Origin of the sequence: Frankia nepalensis (genome assembly GCF_016786325.1) — a bacterium.
In the GTDB taxonomy this organism is placed as follows: Bacteria; Actinomycetota; Actinomycetes; order Frankiales; family Frankiaceae; genus Pseudofrankia; species Pseudofrankia nepalensis.
In genome coordinates, this window is the sequence record NZ_JADWYU010000241.1 from 1 (window position 1) to 16,937 (window position 16,937).

At 73.5% G+C, this 16,937-nt stretch carries 12 protein-coding genes and 1 pseudogene; 8 read left to right on the forward strand and 5 right to left on the reverse strand.

From position 1 onward, the window contains the following. From I6A81_RS37395 to I6A81_RS37415, 5 genes are all read right to left on the reverse strand, one after another. Positions 1-3,903, reverse strand: a 3,903-nt coding sequence (locus I6A81_RS37395) for a salicylate synthase (protein WP_307875178.1), incomplete at its 3' end; no start/stop codon positions are given. Next, positions 3,900-4,148: an MbtH family protein gene (locus I6A81_RS37400; protein ID WP_203006681.1), complete on the reverse strand. Its 249-nt coding sequence runs from the start codon at positions 4,146-4,148 to the stop codon at positions 3,900-3,902. The genes I6A81_RS37395 and I6A81_RS37400, both read right to left, overlap by 4 nt. Before the next feature lie 267 nt (positions 4,149-4,415). Next, positions 4,416-5,549 (reverse strand): FecCD family ABC transporter permease, encoded by a 1,134-nt coding sequence (locus tag I6A81_RS37405; RefSeq protein ID WP_407661443.1) that lies wholly within the window; start codon positions 5,547-5,549, stop codon positions 4,416-4,418. A 56-nt stretch (positions 5,550-5,605) separates the two neighbouring features. Next, complete coding sequence (locus I6A81_RS37410; protein ID WP_203006680.1) at positions 5,606-6,778, reverse strand: FecCD family ABC transporter permease; 1,173 nt, start codon at positions 6,776-6,778, stop codon at positions 5,606-5,608. Positions 6,779-6,895: 117 nt separating this feature from the next. Next, positions 6,896-7,684: an enoyl-CoA hydratase/isomerase family protein gene (locus I6A81_RS37415; protein WP_203006679.1), complete on the reverse strand. Its 789-nt coding sequence runs from the start codon at positions 7,682-7,684 to the stop codon at positions 6,896-6,898. 192 nt (positions 7,685-7,876) lie between these two features. Here I6A81_RS37415 and I6A81_RS37420 point away from each other — a divergent pair, with 192 nt between their 5' ends. The 8 genes and pseudogenes from I6A81_RS37420 (at position 7,877) to I6A81_RS37455 (ending at position 16,904) form a co-directional block, all read left to right on the forward strand. After that, the gene (locus I6A81_RS37420; RefSeq protein ID WP_203006678.1) at positions 7,877-8,560 is read left to right on the forward strand and encodes an SACE_7040 family transcriptional regulator; all 684 of its coding nucleotides are present in this window, start codon (positions 7,877-7,879) and stop codon (positions 8,558-8,560) included. Between the two features lie 118 nt (positions 8,561-8,678). Further along, positions 8,679-9,581 (forward strand): SDR family oxidoreductase, encoded by a 903-nt coding sequence (locus I6A81_RS37425; RefSeq protein ID WP_238430677.1) that lies wholly within the window; start codon positions 8,679-8,681, stop codon positions 9,579-9,581. 210 nt (positions 9,582-9,791) lie between these two features. Next, positions 9,792-10,880: an NAD(P)H-dependent amine dehydrogenase family protein gene (locus tag I6A81_RS37430; RefSeq protein ID WP_203006677.1), complete on the forward strand. Its 1,089-nt coding sequence runs from the start codon at positions 9,792-9,794 to the stop codon at positions 10,878-10,880. Positions 10,881-11,034: 154 nt separating this feature from the next. After that, positions 11,035-12,069, forward strand: a complete 1,035-nt coding sequence (locus I6A81_RS37435; RefSeq protein WP_203006676.1) for an NAD(P)H-dependent amine dehydrogenase family protein — start codon at positions 11,035-11,037, stop codon at positions 12,067-12,069. 1,179 nt (positions 12,070-13,248) lie between these two features. After that, positions 13,249-14,499, forward strand: a complete 1,251-nt coding sequence (locus I6A81_RS37440; protein ID WP_203006675.1) for an NAD(P) transhydrogenase subunit alpha — start codon at positions 13,249-13,251, stop codon at positions 14,497-14,499. Between the two features lie 5 nt (positions 14,500-14,504). Then, positions 14,505-14,780, forward strand: a pseudogene (locus I6A81_RS37445) (NAD(P) transhydrogenase subunit alpha); the annotation flags it as partial. 89 nt (positions 14,781-14,869) lie between these two features. After that, entirely contained in the window at positions 14,870-16,261 is a 1,392-nt protein-coding gene (locus I6A81_RS37450) for an NAD(P)(+) transhydrogenase (Re/Si-specific) subunit beta (protein ID WP_203006674.1), read from the forward strand. A 355-nt stretch (positions 16,262-16,616) separates the two neighbouring features. Then, a complete protein-coding gene (locus I6A81_RS37455; protein ID WP_203003336.1) occupies positions 16,617-16,904 on the forward strand; it encodes a hypothetical protein in 288 nt (95 codons plus the stop codon). Positions 16,905-16,937 lie beyond the last annotated feature (33 nt).

Genomic DNA, 16,937 nt, shown 5'->3' on the forward strand with positions numbered 1-16,937 from the left:
CGCCCGGTGGGAGACCTGCACGCCCTTGGGCTGGCCGGTCGAGCCGGACGTGAACAGCACGTAGGCCGGCCGGTCGAGCGCGGCGGGCGCGTCCGCCGCCGACAGCGACAGCGCGCCGGCCCGGCCCGCGCCCACGCCCACGCCCGCCGCTCCAGCCGCCAGCTCCGCCAGGCCGACCGGCGTGACACCGTCCGGCGCCTCCGCGGCCCCGTCGGTGATCAGGACCGCGAAGCCCGCGGCCGCCGCGATCCGCTCCTGGCGCGCGGCTGGCTGGTCCACGCCGACGGGCACGTACGCCCCGCCGGCGGCGAGCACACCGAGCACCGCGGTCACCTGCTCCGGCCCCTTCGGCAGGCGTACCCCCACCAGGTCGCCGTGGCGTATCCCCCGGGCCGCGAGCCCGCCGGCGACCAGCCGGGCACGCTCGGCCAGCTCCCCGTAGGTGAGCGTGCCTGGCGGCGACCCGGGCGAAGGCCGCCCGCCGGGCCCGGACGGGTCCCAGCGCAGCGCGACGCGGTCGGGGTCGCTGGCCGCGCGGGCGAAGAAGCCCTCGTGCAGCAGCCGGGTCGAGGGCGGGCCGGCGGTGTCGTTGACGGCCGCGCGCACGGCGCGGACCGGTTCCAGGAGCAGGTCGGCCACCGGGGCGTCCCAGGTCTCGCCGCCGGTGGCGAGGCCGCGGACCAGCGCCGCGAACGCGGCGAACATCGCGTCGACCAGGCCGGGCGGGAACTCGTCCTCACGGGCATCCCAGTTGACCAGCAGCCCGCCGTCGAGCTCGGTCACCTGCGCGTCCAGCAGCACCTGCGGACCCTGGGAAATGATCCAGACCGGGTCGCCGAACCGCTCGCGCACCGACGGCGCGAACAGCTCGCCGAGGCTGAGCGCGCTGGTGAACACGACCGGGGCGAGCACCTGCGCGCCGGTCTGGCGGCTCAGGTCGCGCAGGATCTCGACGCCGGAGTAGGCGGCGTGGGCCGCGTCCGCGTGCAGGCGGGCCTGCAGCCCGCGCGCGCGGGTCGCGAAGTCCGCGGGCTCGGTGAGGTCGACCTCCAGCAGCACCGAGCTGGTGAAGTCGCCGACGAGCAGGTCGACGTCGGGGTGCACCGGTTCGCGGTCGAACAGCGGGACGTTGAGCAGGAAGCGCCGCTGGGCGCTCCAGCCACCAATGATCTCCGCGAACGCGGCGGCCATCGCCATCGCCGGGGTGACGCCCCTGGCGCGGGCCGCCTGGCCGAGCGCGGCCCGGTCCGCCGTCGACAGGACGAGGTGCCGCCGTGACGCCCGCGGCCGGTGGGCGGGCTCGCCTCCCGCCGGCCGCCGCGCCGAGGCCCGCGGCAGGTCCGGCGCGCCAGGCAGGGTGGGCAGCCGGCCGGCCCACCAGTCGGCGGCCCGGCGCGCCCGTTCGCCGCGGGCCTCGGTCCGGGCCGCGCGGTAGGAGCGGTAGTCGTAGGCCAGGGCCGGCGGCTCGTCGTCCGGTCGCTCGTAGGCGCGGGCCAGGTCCGCCAGCAGGATCCGGTAGCTGACGGCGTCGGCGGCGACCATGTCGACGTCCAGGTGCAGCCGGGTGCGCCCCCCGGGCAGCAGGCTGAGCGCGGTCGCGAACACCTCGCCCCGCTCGACGTCCAGCATCTGGTGGGACATCTGGTCCCGGGCGGCCGCCAGCCTGGTGGCCACCTCGGTGTCGGGCAGCCCGCGCAGGTCGTGCACGGCCAGCCCGCGCCAGCCGGCGGCCGCCTCGACGACCTGGCCACCGGTGCCCGTGACCCGGACCCGCAGCATGCCGTGCCGGGCCACCAGCCGGGCGATCGCGGCGCGCAGCCGCCCGGGATCGACGCCGGCGCCGTCGAACTCGGTGTACAGGTGGGCGGCGACGCCGCCGAGCGGCGCCTCGTCGCCCCGGCCGACCCAGTAGGCGTGCTGCATGAGGGCGAGCGGGAACTCGCCGCCGTCGGTGGCCTCCTCGGCCGCCTCGCTCTCGGCCGGGCCCGGTCTGCCGGCGGACACCAGCTTGTACCAGGCGTCCACGGTCGGGGTCTCGGCCAGGTCACCGAAGGTCACGTCGATGCCGGCCCGCCGCCAGCGGCCGACCGTGCGCATCAGCGCGATGGACTCGAGCCCGAGCTCGAAGAGATTGGTCTCGTCGCCAACGGTGGCTGGGTCGAGGTCCAGCAGTTCCGCGACGGCCAGGCGCACCTCGTCGCGGCTCTGGCCGGATCCGGCCCCCGCGGGCACCGGCGCCCTGGCCACGACGGGCGCCGCGGAGGCGGCCGTCGGCGTGTGCGCCTCGGGCGAGGTCTCGGGGGCGGCCAGGTCGGCCAGGGTCGCCGGTCCTGACTGCGCGGCCGCGGCGCGCGCCGCCGGCGCGGCGGCGACGGCGCGCGCGCCCGGGGCGACCGACGCGACCGGGGCGCCCGACGGCATCGGCACGGCGGGCAGCACGGGCATCGCGGGCACGGCGGGTGTCACGGGCATGGCGGGTACGAGGTACCGGCTGACGCCGAGCAGCTTCTCCCGGGTCTCCTCCAGCTCCCGGTCCGGGTTGGACTGGGCGACGACGCCGGCGCCGGCGCGCAGCCAGGCGCGGCCGTCGCGCTGGAACACCGTCCGCAGGACGAGCGCGGCGTCGAGGGCGCCGTCGGCGCCCACGGTGAGCACCGCGCCGCCGTAGAGGCCGCGCGGCTCCGTCTCGTAGCGGCCGGCCGCGGCGCAGGCGGCGGTCTTGGGGACGCCGGTCGCGGTGACCGACGGGAACACCGCCGCCAGCGCGTCCCAGCAGTCCCGGCCGGCCGCGAGCCGCCCGCTGACCCGGGAGGCGAGATGCTGCACGCTGCCGCGCTCCAGCACGCTCATGAACTCGTCCACGACCATCGAGCCGGGGCGGCAGACCGGGCGCAGCTCGTCCTGGCAGGCCTGCACCGACACGGCGTGCTCGTAGATCTCCTTGGGGTCGCTGAGCAGTTCGGCGCGCAGTTCGGCGTCGAGCGCCCGGTCGCCGGTCAGCGCCCGGGTGCCGGCCAGCGGCTGGCTCGACACCAGGCCGTCGGCGGAGACCTCGACGACGGTCTCCGGGCTGAATCCGGCGGCGCGCTGGCCACCGACGTCGAGAAGGAAGGAACGCGCGGGCGTGTTGCCACGCCGGCCCGCCACGTAGGTCGCGACCAGGTCGATGTCGGCCTCGACCGGCACCACCCGGGAGACGATCACCTTCTGGAGCTGGCCCGCGGCGATGTCGGCCACGGCCGCCGCGACGGCGGCGCGGTAGCGGACGTCGTCCGCGTCGTTGTCCACCAGCGGCGAGCCCGACGAGCCCGGCGCCGCCGCCGCGACGGCGGGACGGCCCGGGTCCGGCGCGCCGAGGTCGGTCGGGTCCGGCGCGGGCTCCGGTCCCGTCACCAGCTGGGCGAGCCCGACGAGGTCGGCCGCGCCGCGCGCCCGCAGCGTCGCCACCCCCTCGGCCAGGCGCGCCTCCCGCTCCGGTACGACCAGGTGCAGCACAGAGCGCGTGCCGGCCGGCACGGGCAGTCCCCGCAGGACGAGGCTCAGCTCGAAGCCGGCCCAGCCGTAGGCCCGCCAGTCGGCGAGGCCGAGCGCGTCGAGCAGCGCGCGGACCCGGCGCAACGGGTCCTCGCCGAGGGGCTCCGCGCGCCATTCCGTGCCGCCCATCCGGTACCGGATCTCCCGCCTGCCCAGGACGATCTCGGCGGCGGCGCCGGAACAGCACGACCATTCGCCGCCGCGCTCGTAGACGACCAGCGGCCCGGTGGCCGCGCGGGCGAAACGCGCGGCGACCAGGAGCGGGTCGGCGGCCAGCGGCACCGTCGTGACCTGGTAGGCCGCGTCGCCGACGCGGCCGCCGCCCGGCTGGCCTGGCGGCGCGAACGCGGTCAGGGACGGGGCGGTCACCGGGACGGCGTCGGGTCGCGGTGGTCCTGGCCCGCGGGCTCCATCCGCGCCACCAGGCTGGCGGGCCGCAGGTCGGTCCAGTTCGCCTCGATGTAGTCGAGGCACGACTGCCGGCTTCCGGCGCCGTGGACCACGGTCCAGCCAGCGGGAACCGGGACGAATACGGGCCACAGCGAATGCTGGCCCTCGGAGTTCACCAGCGCGTAGAAAGTTCCGTTTTCGTCATCGAAGGGGTTCGTCGACATGAACGCGACCTCCTTGCCGAAGCGCGGTTAACCGCGCTTCAGTTAGGTGAACTTAGCCTAAGGTTGGCTATTTGTCAGCCAGTGGTGGCGCTCGGCGACGCCACCGGCCGGCGGCGCCGCCCGAGCCGGCCGGCACCCGGCCCAGGCGGCCGGACCACGGCACCGACCTCCCGGGCCGGCGGGAGGGCGGAGAGGACGATCCGAGCTAAAGTTAACCTTAGTTAACTGATCACGGCAATGTCAACGAAATACCGCGAAATCACAACGTCACCCGTCGCGACGGCGGCGCAGCAGGAGCGAGACCAGGTAGAGCCCACCGATCGCGCTCGTACCGACCCCCACCGGAAGCTGGGTCGGCGCGAAGACCCGCTGGGCGGCCAGGTCACTCGCCGCCACCAGCAGCGCGCCGAGCAGCGCGCTCGTGAGGAGGGCCGGCCGTGGCGAGCCGGCCAGCCGGCGGGCGAGCGGCGGCACGGCCAGCGCGACGAACGCCACCGGCCCGGCCACCGCGGTCGCGCACGCGGCCAGCACCGTGCCGAGCGCGACCAGCGCGAGCCGGCCGCGTTCCACGGCGACGCCGAGCGCCGCCGCCGTGTCGTCACCCATCTCCAGCAGCGCCAGCCGACGGCTGCAGCACAGGGCCAGCGGGATCGTCACCGCGGTCACGGCGGCCAGCGGCCTCACCTGCTCCCAGCCGCGGCCGTTCAGACTCCCGATCAGCCACAGCTGCGCCGCGATCGCCTCGGCCAGTTGCGCCCTGGTGATCAGGTATGAGTTGACCGAGGTCAGCATGGCCGTGAACCCGATGCCGATCAGGACGAGTCGCGGGCCGGCCAGACCACGCCGGTAGGACAGCAGGTACACGGCGGCGCCGGTGGTCACACCCCCGGCGAGCGCGCCCAGCTGGGTTTCGACGGCCCCGGCGTTCAGCACGATGACCGCGACGACCGCGCCGGTGGCCGAGCCGGCCGTGAACCCGATGATGTCGGGGCTGCCCAGCGGGTTGCGCGTCACGCTCTGGAAGATCGATCCGCTGACCGCGAGCGCGGCGCCGACCAGCAGGCCGGTCAGCAGCCGGGGCAGCCGCAGCGTGCGGACGATGAAGTCCACGCCGGGGGCGCCGTGCCCCAGCAGGCTGTCGAGCACCTCGCCCGGGGTGACCGGGAAGTCACCCGTGAGCAGGGTGGCGACGCCGACCCCGGCGACCAGCGTCACCAGGACGGCGTTCACGAGCACCACACGGGTCCGCACGCGCAGCGACAGCCGGCCGTCCCGGGCGCTCACCACGAGCGGCCCGGTCAGGCGCTCGGGCCGGGCGCCCGGCGCTCCCGCGGCGGGCGCGCCTCGCCCGGGCGGCCCGAGGGCGGCGAGGGGCCGTGACGTCTCCGGGGTCCCTGAGATCCCCTCGGTCTCCGAGGCCGCGGTGCGCGACGCCGCCGTGTTCGACGCCGCCGTGTTCACAGCCGCGCCAGTCTGGCCCGGCGGCACAGCACGATGAACACCGGCGCGCCGACGAAGGCGGTGATCACGCCGACCTCGAGCTCCCCGGGCGCGATGATGACCCTGCCGACCACGTCCGACCCGACCAGCAGGATCGGGGCGAGGACCATCGAGTAGGGCAGTACCCAGCGCTGGTCGGCTCCGCCGATCATGCGGGCGACGTGCGGCACCGCCAGGCCGACGAACACGATCGGCCCGGCCGCGGCGGTGGCGGCCCCGCACAGCAGCGTCACCGCGATCGCCGCGAGCAGCCGGGTGCGCCGGACGTGGACGCCGAGCCCACGCCCGGCGTCCTCGCCGAGGGCGAGCGCGTTGAGCGGGCGTGCCAGGCAGAGCGTGAGGACCGCCCCCACCGCGATGATCGGCGCGAGCACGTCGAGCTGCGCCGCCCCGCGGCTGCTCAACGAGCCGACGTCCCAGAACCGGAACTGGTCGAACGCGCTCGGCTTCGCCATGGAGACGGCGTTGACGTACGCGAGGAGCACGGCGCTGATGGCCGCGCCGGCCACCACGAGGTGATCGGGACGGGTGGCGGCCCGCCCGGTCGCGCCGAGCAGGTAGACGAGCACGGACGCGCCGGCGGCACCGACGAACGCGAACCAGACGTAGCCGGCGGGCGCCGACACCCCGAGGAACGCGATCGCCGTGACGACGGCGGCCGACGCGCCCAGGTTCACTCCGAGCAGCCCCGGGTCGGCGAGCACGTTGCGGGTCAGCGCCTGCGCCAGCGCCCCGGCGCCGCCCAGCGCCACGCCGACCGCGATGCCGAGCAGCGTCCGGGGCAGCCGCAGGTCATGGACGATGGTGGCCGCCTCGGACCCGTCGTCATGCCACAGGACCCGCCACACGTCGGTGAGCGGCAGCCGGTTCGAGCCGAGCCCGACGCTGAGCAGCGACAGGAGCGCGAGCGCCGCCGCGGCCGCCACGAGGCCGGCGGCGCGCGCCCGCCACCGCCGCGCCGTGGGCGCGGCCGTGGGATCTGGGACGGGCGCGGGCTGGCCCCGATCGGGCCCCGGCGCCGCCGGCCAACGCGGTGGGTCGGGCCCGTCGGTCTTGGCGAGGCGGACCGAGAGCGAGCTGTCCGATGGCGAGCTGGCGGTGGGGAGGTCGCCGACGGCGCGCACGGACATACCCCACTTCCACCCGGCGACTCAGGTAAGCCTCACTTCTGCTCTGACTGTGCCGGTTGGGAAGCCGCTTCGGAGGAGAATCGCGGAAACGTAACGTTAACGTCCACCCGCGTGCCGTCAACGGCCCGTCCAGCGGGGCTGGCGCTTCTCGAAGAAGGCGGCGACGCCCTCGGCGGCGTCGGCGGTCTGGGTGAGCAGGGAGAGCTGGGCCTGCATCGCGGTCAGCGCCAGCGGCAGCGACGGCGTGTCGGAGGCGGCGACGAACGCGGCCTTTCCCAGGCGCACGGCGACCGGTGCCTTCGCCGCGAGCGCCCCGACCAGCTCGTCGACCTCCTTGTCGAGGTCCGCGGCCGGCACCACCCGGGACACCAGGCCCAGCTCGCGCGCCTCGGCGGCGCCGACCCGGCGGCCGGTGAGCATCAGGTCCATCGCGATCTTCGGGGAGACGTGCCGGGTGAGCAGCGCGCTCACCATGAACGGCCACAGGCCGCGGTCGATCTCCGGCAGGCCGAAGGCCGCCGTCTCGGCGGCGACCACGATGTCCGCGCCCATCGCGATCGCCGTGCCGCCAGCCAGGCACAGGCCCTGCACCCGGGCCACCACCGGCAGCGGGCAGTCGCGCATCGCCTCGACGACCCGGCGCACCCCGCCCCGGGTCTCGTGCAGCTCCAGGCCGGTGACCTCGCTGTTGTCCATCACCGCGAGGTCCGCGCCGGCGCAGAACACCCGGTCGCCGACCGAGCGCACCAGCACGACCCGGGCCGCCTCCGGCGGCGCGGCCAGCGCGGCGCGCATGCCCTCCAGGACAGCGTCGTTCAGCGCGTTGCGCCGCGCCTCCCGGTCGATCGTCAGGATCAGGACCGCGCCGGCCAGCTCCACCCGCAGGTCCCCGCCGTCGACCGTCACCGCGCACTCCTCTCGCCGCCGCGGCCCCAGGCCACAGCCGTTCACCAACCCCCGTCCGGGCCCAGGAGCGCCACGACGCATACCCGCCCTGGGCCCGCCCGACCCGCGGTTAGCGCCTGCTAACCACAGACGGGGTTAGGGGATGTTAACCCGCCGGACCGATCAGGCACGGCCGGGCGGTACCCTGCCAGCATGCCTGGGGGCGCCGAGACCACCCGTGCCGAGCCGGTGCGCGCCGGTACCGGCGCGGCGCGGCCGTCCACCGGGAACAACGGGGCCACGAACGACGACACCTCGCCGGCCGCGGCGCCGGGTGCCCGGCGCGAGCAGCTGCTGGCCGCCGCGGCGCGGCTGATGGCCGACCGCGGCTACCACGGCGTCAGCATCAACGACATCGGCGCGGCGACCGGCGTCTCCGGACCCGCGGTCTACAAGCACTTCGCGAGCAAGCAGGCGATCCTCACCGAGCTGCTGGTCGGGATCAGCGAGAGGCTGCTGGCCGAGGGAACGGCCCGGGTGGCGGCGGCCGTGACCCCGGACGAGGCGCTGGACGCGCTGGTGCGCTGGCACGTGTCGTTCGCGCTCGGCTCCCCCGAGCTGATCCGCATCCAGGACCGCGACCTCGCGAGCATGGACGAGGCGGCAGCCCGGGCGGTGCGGCGGCTGCAGCGCCGGTATGTCGAGGTGTGGGTGGCCCAGCTGCGCGCCCGTGACCCGAACCTCGGCGAGGACGCGGCCCGGGCCGCCGTGCACGCCACGTTCGGGCTGCTCAACTCGACCCCGTACAGCGCCAGCGGCGCCGCCCGCCTGGGCCGCGCCCGCATGGCCGACCTGCTGCGCCGTCTCGGTCTCGCGGCCCTGCGCGCCGCCAGCTGACCCCACGGGCCGGCTCTCCGCCGCGGCCCGTTCGACTGCCATCACCGATGCCGCCACCCGGCCAAGACTTGTATAAAGGATACACTATGTGATTTTGTGGTGATGCCAGTCACAGCTGATGGTCGTGCACTTGGTCGGTGTCGTCTTCGAAGGGCGGACGCGCGTGGATGACGGCGGGCGCGAGGCGGGTGGCGAGGACCAGCTAGCCCATGCACCGGCGGGCGGCCCGGCCGGGCTCACGATGTTCGAACCGGGCAGGGTCGCGGTGATCACCGGGATCGGTCCCGGGATGGGGCGCAGCATCGCGCTCGGGTTCGCCCGCGGCGGGGTCGACGTGGTGCTGGCCGCGCGGCGGGCTGAACGGCTCGAGGCGGTCGCGGCCGAGGTGCTGGCCCTGGGCCGCGAGCCACTGGTGGTGCCGACCGACATCACCGACGCCGACGCCTGCCGCCGGCTGGTCGACGCGGCCGTGGCCCGGTTCGGCGGCGTCGACATCCTGGTGCAGAACGGCCACCACGAGGGCGACTGGCGGCCGGTCCTCGCGGCCGATCCGGACGTCTGGCGCGGCATCTTCGAGGTCAACCTGTTCGGCGCGCTGCACCTCGTCCAGGCGGCCGTGCCCGTGATGCGGACCCGGGGCGGCGGCTCGATCATCCTGGTGAACTCGGGCGCGGCGGTGCGCACGCCGGCGACGATGGGCGCCTACTCGACGTCGAAGTCCGCCCTGGCGGCGCTGGCCCGCACGCTCGCGATCGAGGTCGGCGGGTGGGGAATCCGGGTGAACGGCGTCTTCCTCGGGCCCGTGCTGGGCGAGAACCTGGAACGGCTCGGCGCCGGGGCCGCCGACGCGGCCGGCGCGAGCCTGGACGAGTGGCTCGAGGCGAAGGCCACCGAGATGCCGCTCGGCCTCGTCCCGACCCCCGACCAGTGCGCCGGGACCGTTCTCTTCCTTGCCTCCGAGCTCGCGACGGTCGTCACCGGCCAGCACGTCGCCGTCAACGGCGGTCAGTGGCTGTCCTGAACCGCTTCCCGCGCCGCGGCGCTCCGGGCCTGTGTCTTCCAGGATTACCGGCCAGCACACGCGGCCGTGCCCACGGGCGACTTCCGCTGCCGGAGCGCGCAGTCCGGTCACCCAGCCCCCGACGACCCAGCGTCCGCACCACCCAGTGCCCGCGCCACCCAGTGCCCGACCACCCAGAGTCCGACAGCGTAGAGCCGAGGTGCTGTTGCCATGCCACAGGAGCGTCCGTACCGGGTCATCCAGTGGGCGACGGGGTCGATCGGTCGGATCTCGATCCGACATTTCGTGGACAACCCGGCCTACGAGCTGGTCGGGGTGTACGTCACCAACGCGGAGAAGGCCGGCGTCGACGCGGGAACGCTCGCCGGTCTCGACCCGGTGGGCGTCGCGGCGACCGGGTCGGTGGCCGAGATCCTGGCGGTCGAGGCGGACTGCGTGAACTACGCGCCGCTGTATGCCGATGTCGACGAGATGTGCCAGATCCTGCGGTCCGGCAAGAGCATCGTGACGCCGACCGGCTGGGTCTTCCCCCAGGGCCTGGCCAACCAGAAGCCGGTCGAGCGGCTCGCGGCGGCCTGCCGCGAGGGCGGGACGTCGCTGTACGGCGCCGGGATCCACCCGGGCTTCTCGGGAGACCTGCTGCCGCTGACCGTCGCCCGGCTGTGCACCCGGATCGACCGGATCACCGTGCAGGAGGTCGCCGACCTCGCCCAGCACCCGTCCCGCGCGATGAACTTCGACGGCCTCGGGTTCGGCCGCGACCCCGATGACGCGCGTAAGAACCCCAGCCCGCTGATCCACACGATGGAGAACATCTTCCGCGAGTCGATGGCGTTGCTCGCCGAGGGGCTCGGGATCGTCGTGGACGAGTACACCACCCTGTTCGACGTCGCCGTCACCACCCGCGACCTGGTGGTGCGGTCCGGCGAGATTCCCGCCGGCACCGTCGGCGGCATGCGCCATGAATGGATCGCGCATTCCGGCGGCCGGCCGACCATCGTCTTCCGCAGCTTCTGGAAGATGGCCGACGACCTGGATCCCGACTGGGGCTACGGAACCATCAAGTACTCGGTGGCCATCGACGGCGAGCCGTCCACGACCCTCACGCTGGCGCCTGCCCACCCGCACCCGACGGGCGACGAGGGCTACTGGGGCCGGGTGTGGACCGCCATGAACGCGGTCAACGCGATACCGGCGGTCCGCGCCGCGCCGCCGGGCATCCACACCCACCTCGACCTCCCGCTCGTCCGGCCCGTCGGGCTGTTCCGCCCCGAGCCGGCGCGCGTCGTGCGTTCATGAGCCCGGCGGGTGCCTGGATCACCCGGAGGTCGCTCGCCGCGTCCGGGACGAGGTGACCGTCGCCTGGCGCCGCCTGATGGAGACGTCGACCCGGCCGCCCGAGAAGCAGGCCCGCTGAGAGCACACGGCGAAGAACACACCGAGGAGCAACGGGATGAAGAAGCTGCGCGTGGTCCAGTGGACCACCGGCAAGACCGGGACGGCCGCCGTGCGCGGGATGGTGGGGCACCCGGCGCTGGAGGTCGTCGGCTGCTATGCCTACTCGCCGGACAAGGTCGGGCGCGACGTCGGCACGCTCGCCGGGATCGAGCCGATCGGGGTCGCCGCCACCGACGACGTCGGGGCGCTGCTGGCGCTCGAGCCGGACTGCGTGGCGTACATGGCGTACCGGCCGGACTTCGACCACCTGGAACGGATTCTGGAATCCGGCGTCAACATCGTGACGACGATGTACATGCTGGCCGGCCCCGGCTATGGCGAAGACGTCCGGGATCGTCTCGCGGCGGCGTGCGAGCGCGGCGGCTCCTCGCTCTATGCCTCCGGCGTCTACCCCGGCCACGCGGCGATGACGGTGCTCGCGGCCAGCGCGATGTGCTCCAGGATCGACCGGGTCTCGCTGCTCGAGTCGCTCGATATGAGCGGATACGAGAACGAGAAGATGTTCCGCGCGATGAGCATCGGGCTGGACCCGGACGACCCGGCGGCCCCGGGCATGATCGAGGCCAACTGCGGCTCGTTCAAGGAGCAGATCCGCGTGCTGGCGCGGGCACTGGCGGTCGACCTTGATGAGATCCGCTTCACGGCGGAGTTCGGCGCGGCGAACGCCGACACCGATTTTGGCTTCATGAAGCTGGAGAAGGGCCAGATCGCCGGGTTCAAGGGAGTGATCGCCGGAATCCACGCCGGCCGGTCCGTCATCGAGTGCCGCTTCGTGTGGAAGCTCGGCCACGACATGACCCCGAACTGGCCGGTCGAGGAGGGCTACCTTCTGGAGATCGAGGGCGTACCGGGCGTGCGCGTCCGGCTGCAGCCACTCGGCACGGCCCGTTTCGACGGCGCCGTCACCACCGCGATGCCGGCCATCAACGCCATCCCCCAGGTGGTCGCCGCGCCGCCCGGAATCGTCAATCACGCCGACCTGCCCTTCGTCAAGGGCACCCACCTGCTCACCCGGGTGGACGAGAGGTAACACCGGATGGGCTCGGGCCGACGGGCCCGGGCCCACCCCGGCCGGGCGGCACGCCCTGGAACGTGTTCTCCGCGGGCGCCGGCCGACGGCCGCCGCGTCGAGCCGCCAGGCGAGAAGCCGCTGGAAGCAGCCGGGCCGCCACCCCCCGCCACAATCGGACCACGGGTCGCATAAAGTATACATTAATATTTACATGTTTGCTTGAACAACATTTCCGAAACCCGTCCGGCGCCACCGGGATCCGATCTTCGAACGGGCGGTGACGCCGCGCGCCGCCTTCACGCGGCCGACCGAACAATGCGCCCGGCCTTTCGGGCGGACGGTCGCCGGGCGTGGTCGGACCGCCTCACCGATTCCCGCCGCGGGCCGGCTGTGACCTTCACAACGCCACCGGTACCACCGTGAGACGTGTTCCGACCGCCTCACCAAAACGTCTCCGCAGGTAGTGGACCCGACGTGCTCCGGGCCCGGCGGGACCGCCCACGCCCCATCAGGGGCGCGCGACGCGATGGCGACTCACGCGAGCCCGGAACACAAACCGACCGCAGACACAAGTGATTGACCACGAACCGCCGCGTCGGTACCAACTGATGCACCGCATCACCACGGCTCGGAGAGGGGCACACCAGCAGTGATCACCTCTCCTTCGGCAATGCCGCCGAATTCTCCGGAGGCGCGAGGAGGGGACCCGGCAGCCGTCCCCGACGAGAGGCCGCCGGAATATCGGAAAACGGTCGCCCACCGGGGTGTCTGATACCCCGGCCGGGCCCGCACATCGCCTGACCAGACGAAAGCCTGACCAGACCCCCACCTGACCAGACAGACCGCCTGCCCAGACGACCCGCCCACGCGGCACGCCAGCCCACCCGTCCAGCCGCTCACAGCGCGCCGCGCCGTGAGCTTTTAGGCATACCCGCCCTATTTGCTTGCCGTCAAACAGGCGACCGGGGCGGGTCCCTGTCTCCCGACCAGGGGCACCACGCCTCGGCGCCCCCGCAACCCACCCATGGAGGTACCGATGTACCCGACACCCGCCCCGCCGGCGCCAAGCGCCGCCGGGCCACTGCCGCCCCGCGTGGCCTTGCCGCTGTCAGGAAGCCTCGGAGGCGTCACCGCGCGTGGCGCCACCCGGCAGGTCCGCCGTAGCTCCGGCCGGCTCGGTGGCGGAGGCCAGGCCCGATGAGGATCGGTGTGGCGCGCGAGACCGCGCCGGGCGAGCAGCGGGTCGCCCTCATCCCGCAGGAGGTCGACGGCCTGCGCAAGGCCGGCCACGAGGTGGTGGTCGAGTCCGGCGCCGGCGCCGCGGCGGGCTTCGCCGACACCGCCTACGCGGACCGGGGCGCCGTCGTCGGCTCGACGGCCGACGTGCTGGGCGCGGACGTGACGCTGTTCGTCCGCGCGCCCGGCTCGGACCCGGCAGCCACCGACGAACTGATCGGCCGGCTGCGGCCGGGCCAGGTGACGGTCGGGCTCGCCGACCCGCTCGGCGCGCCATCGGCGGCGACCGCGCTCGCGAAGGCCGGAGTGACCAGCTTCGCCCTCGAACTGCTGCCCCGGATCACCCGGGCGCAGGCGATGGACGTGCTGTCCTCGCAGGCGACGCTCGCCGGGTACAAGGCGGCGCTGATCGCCGCGGGCCGACTGAACAAGATCCTGCCGATGATGACGACGGCCGCGGGCACGCTGCCACCGGCCAGGGCCCTGGTGATCGGCGCCGGCGTCGCCGGGCTGCAGGCGATCGCGACCTGCAAGCGGATCGGCGCGGTCGTCTCCGCGTACGACGTGCGCGCCGCCGCCGCCGAGCAGGCCGAGAGCGTCGGCGCCACCTTCGTCGACCTGGGTCTGGAGACCGAGGGCGCGGAGACCGCCGGCGGCTACGCGTCCGCGCGGGACGAGGACTTCTACCGCCGCCAGCGTGAGGCGCTCGGCAAGGTGGTCGCCGCCCAGGACATCGTGATCACGACGGCGCAGGTGCAGGGGATGCGCGCGCCGGTGCTGGTGACCGCCGAGATGGTGCGGGCGATGGCGCCCGGCTCGGTGATCGTCGACATCGCCGCCGCGCAGGGCGGCAACTGCGAGCTGTCCATCGCGGACGAGGAGGTCGACATCGGCGGGGTGACAGTGATCGCCCCGACGAACCTGCCGGCGACGGTGCCCGCGCACGCCAGCCGGCTGTACGCGAAGAACCTCACGAACTTCCTCAAGTTGCTGATCGTCGACGGCGAGGTCCGTCTCGACCTCTCCGACCCGATCATCGCCGACACGCTGGTCACCCATGGTGGCGAGGTCATGGCGCCGCGGGTGCGGGACCTGCTGGGTCTCGCCCCGCTCCTGCCTGCCCAGCCGGACGGGCCCGCTGAGCCCGCCGAGCCCACCGACGCCGCCGCGCCGGGCGCGGCGACCGACGTCCCGACCACGGCTGGGAGCTGATCCACATGTCCACCGCGATCGAGACCGGGCTCTACGTCTTCCTGCTGGCGACCTTCGTCGGCTTCGAGGTGATCCGGCGCGTACCGCCGCTGTTCCACACCCCGTTGATGTCGCTGACGAACGCGATCGCCGGCATCTCGCTGGTCGGCAGCCTCGTCATCGCCGGCTCCGACCACGGCGTCACCTCGACGGTGCTGGGCGCCATCGCCGTCACCGCGTCGACCATCAACGTCGTGGGCGGCTTCCTGATCACCGACCGGATGCTCAAGATGTTCAAGCCGCGCGAGGCCAGGAAGCCCGCCACCGCCGCGAAGGTCGCGGCGAACGGCGCTGGCACGTCGGCGGTCGTCGCCAGCGAGGGGGCCAGCCGATGAACGACTATGTCATCCCGCTGTGCTACCTGGCCGCCGGCGGCCTTTTCATTGTCGGCCTTAAGGGGATCACCCAGCCGAAGACCGCGCGGCGCGGCCTACAGGCCGCCGAACTCGGCATGCTTTTCGCGATCGTCGGGACCCTCCTCCACAAGGAGATCATCGACTTCACCTGGATCATTATTGCTTTTGTCGTCGGGTCGGTCATCGGTGCGCTGATGGCTGTGTTCGTCCCGATGACGGCAATGCCGCAGCGGATCGCGCTTTCGCATGCGTTCGGCGCGCTCGCCGCCGGGCTGGTCGGCACCGCCGAGTACTACAACCACCAGCCGGAGATCGGCGCCTTCACGATGGCGGCGATCACGCTGGAGGTGCTGCTCGGTTTCCTCACCTTCACCGGAAGCCTGATGGCGTTCGGAAAGCTCCATGAACTGCTGCCGGGCCGCCCACAGGTGTATCCGGGGCAGAACTACGTGAACATCTCGGTTCTGCTGGTCGCGGTCGGAGCGGGGGTGTGGCTCGTCGTCGACCCGGCCCAGACCTGGCTGTTCCCGGTCATCGCGGTCCTGGCGGCGGCGTTCGGCGTCATGCTGATCATCCCGATCGGCGGCGCGGACATGCCGACGGTCATCTCGCTGCTGAACTCGTACGCGGGTCTGTCGGCGGTGGCGATGGGCTTCGCGCTGGACAACAAGGCCCTCATCATCGCCGGCGCGCTCGACGGCTCGGCCGGCTTCCTGCTGTCGGTCATCATGTGCCGGGCGATGAACCGCTCCTTCACGAACGTGCTGTTCGGCGCGTTCGGCCAGGCCGACACCTCCGCGGCGGCCGGCGGGGCGGTCGAGGAACGGCCGGTCCGCAGCGCCACCACCGAGGAGGCGGCGATGCTGCTCGAGACCGCCCGCTCGGTCATCATCGTGCCCGGTTACGGGCTCGCGGTGGCCCAGGCACAGCACCGGATCCGCGAGCTCGCCGACGTGCTGACCCGCAACGGCGCCGAGGTGCGCTTCGCGATCCACCCGGTCGCCGGCCGGATGCCCGGGCACATGAACGTGCTGCTCGCCGAGGCGGACGTCCCCTACGACCAGATTCTCGACATGGACGAAATCAACGCCGATTTCGCCCAGACAGACATCGCCCTGGTCGTCGGCGCGAACGACGTCACCAACCCGGCTGCACGCACGGACAAGAACAGCCCGATCTACGGCATGCCGATCCTCGACGTCGACGCCGCTCGCACCGTCATGGTCGTCAAGCGGGGCATGAAGGCCGGCTTCGCCGGCGTCGAGAACGAACTGTACTTCCAGGACAAGACCCTCATGATCTTCGGCGACGCCAAGAAGGTCGCCGAGGGCCTCGTCCACGACCTGGAGGCAACCGTCCGCGCATGACCCGTCGGCGGGGCGCGCCGGCCGGCGACGGCCGGAACGCCCCGCCGACGCGGTGACACGAGTTCTCTTCAACCCGACTCTCGCCAACCCGACATGGATTCTCCCGAACGGCGGCCGGACGGCCGCCGTTCGGTTTTCTTCCACGAGGGGCCAAAGGCCGGCCGTTCTCTCGCCGCCCGCGGGTACGGGTCGTCGAGAATCAGCCCGCGCATCGGAACAGGCACGCCCTCGCGCGCCCGCCGGTGCCGGAGCCATCGGTGGCGCGAATACGCCCACGCGTCACGGGAGGCGTGTGAAAGCGCTGTCGTCAGACCGACGGCCCGCCGGTCGAAAAGCCGGTCTACCGTACGACGGTATGGCGACCCAGCGCACGCGCCGCATTCCCGGGCTGATTCTCACCGCTTTGCTGCTCGCTGCCGGCGCCGCCAGCCTCGCCGTCGGCCTGATAAAAGGGCCGGACTGGGGCTGGGGCGACGGCGACACCATCCAGCGCCTGGTCGTGGGTGCCGCGCTCCTGCTCGTCGGCCTGGGCCGCCTGCCGGACAGAACAGACAGAGTCAGGACGGACGGGACGGGCACGGCCAGGACCGACACGGAGCGACGCGACGCGGCCGAAAGCGCCCCATCCGCGTCGGATCCGTGACGCCAGCACGGCGGCCAGACCTCGCCGGGTCGG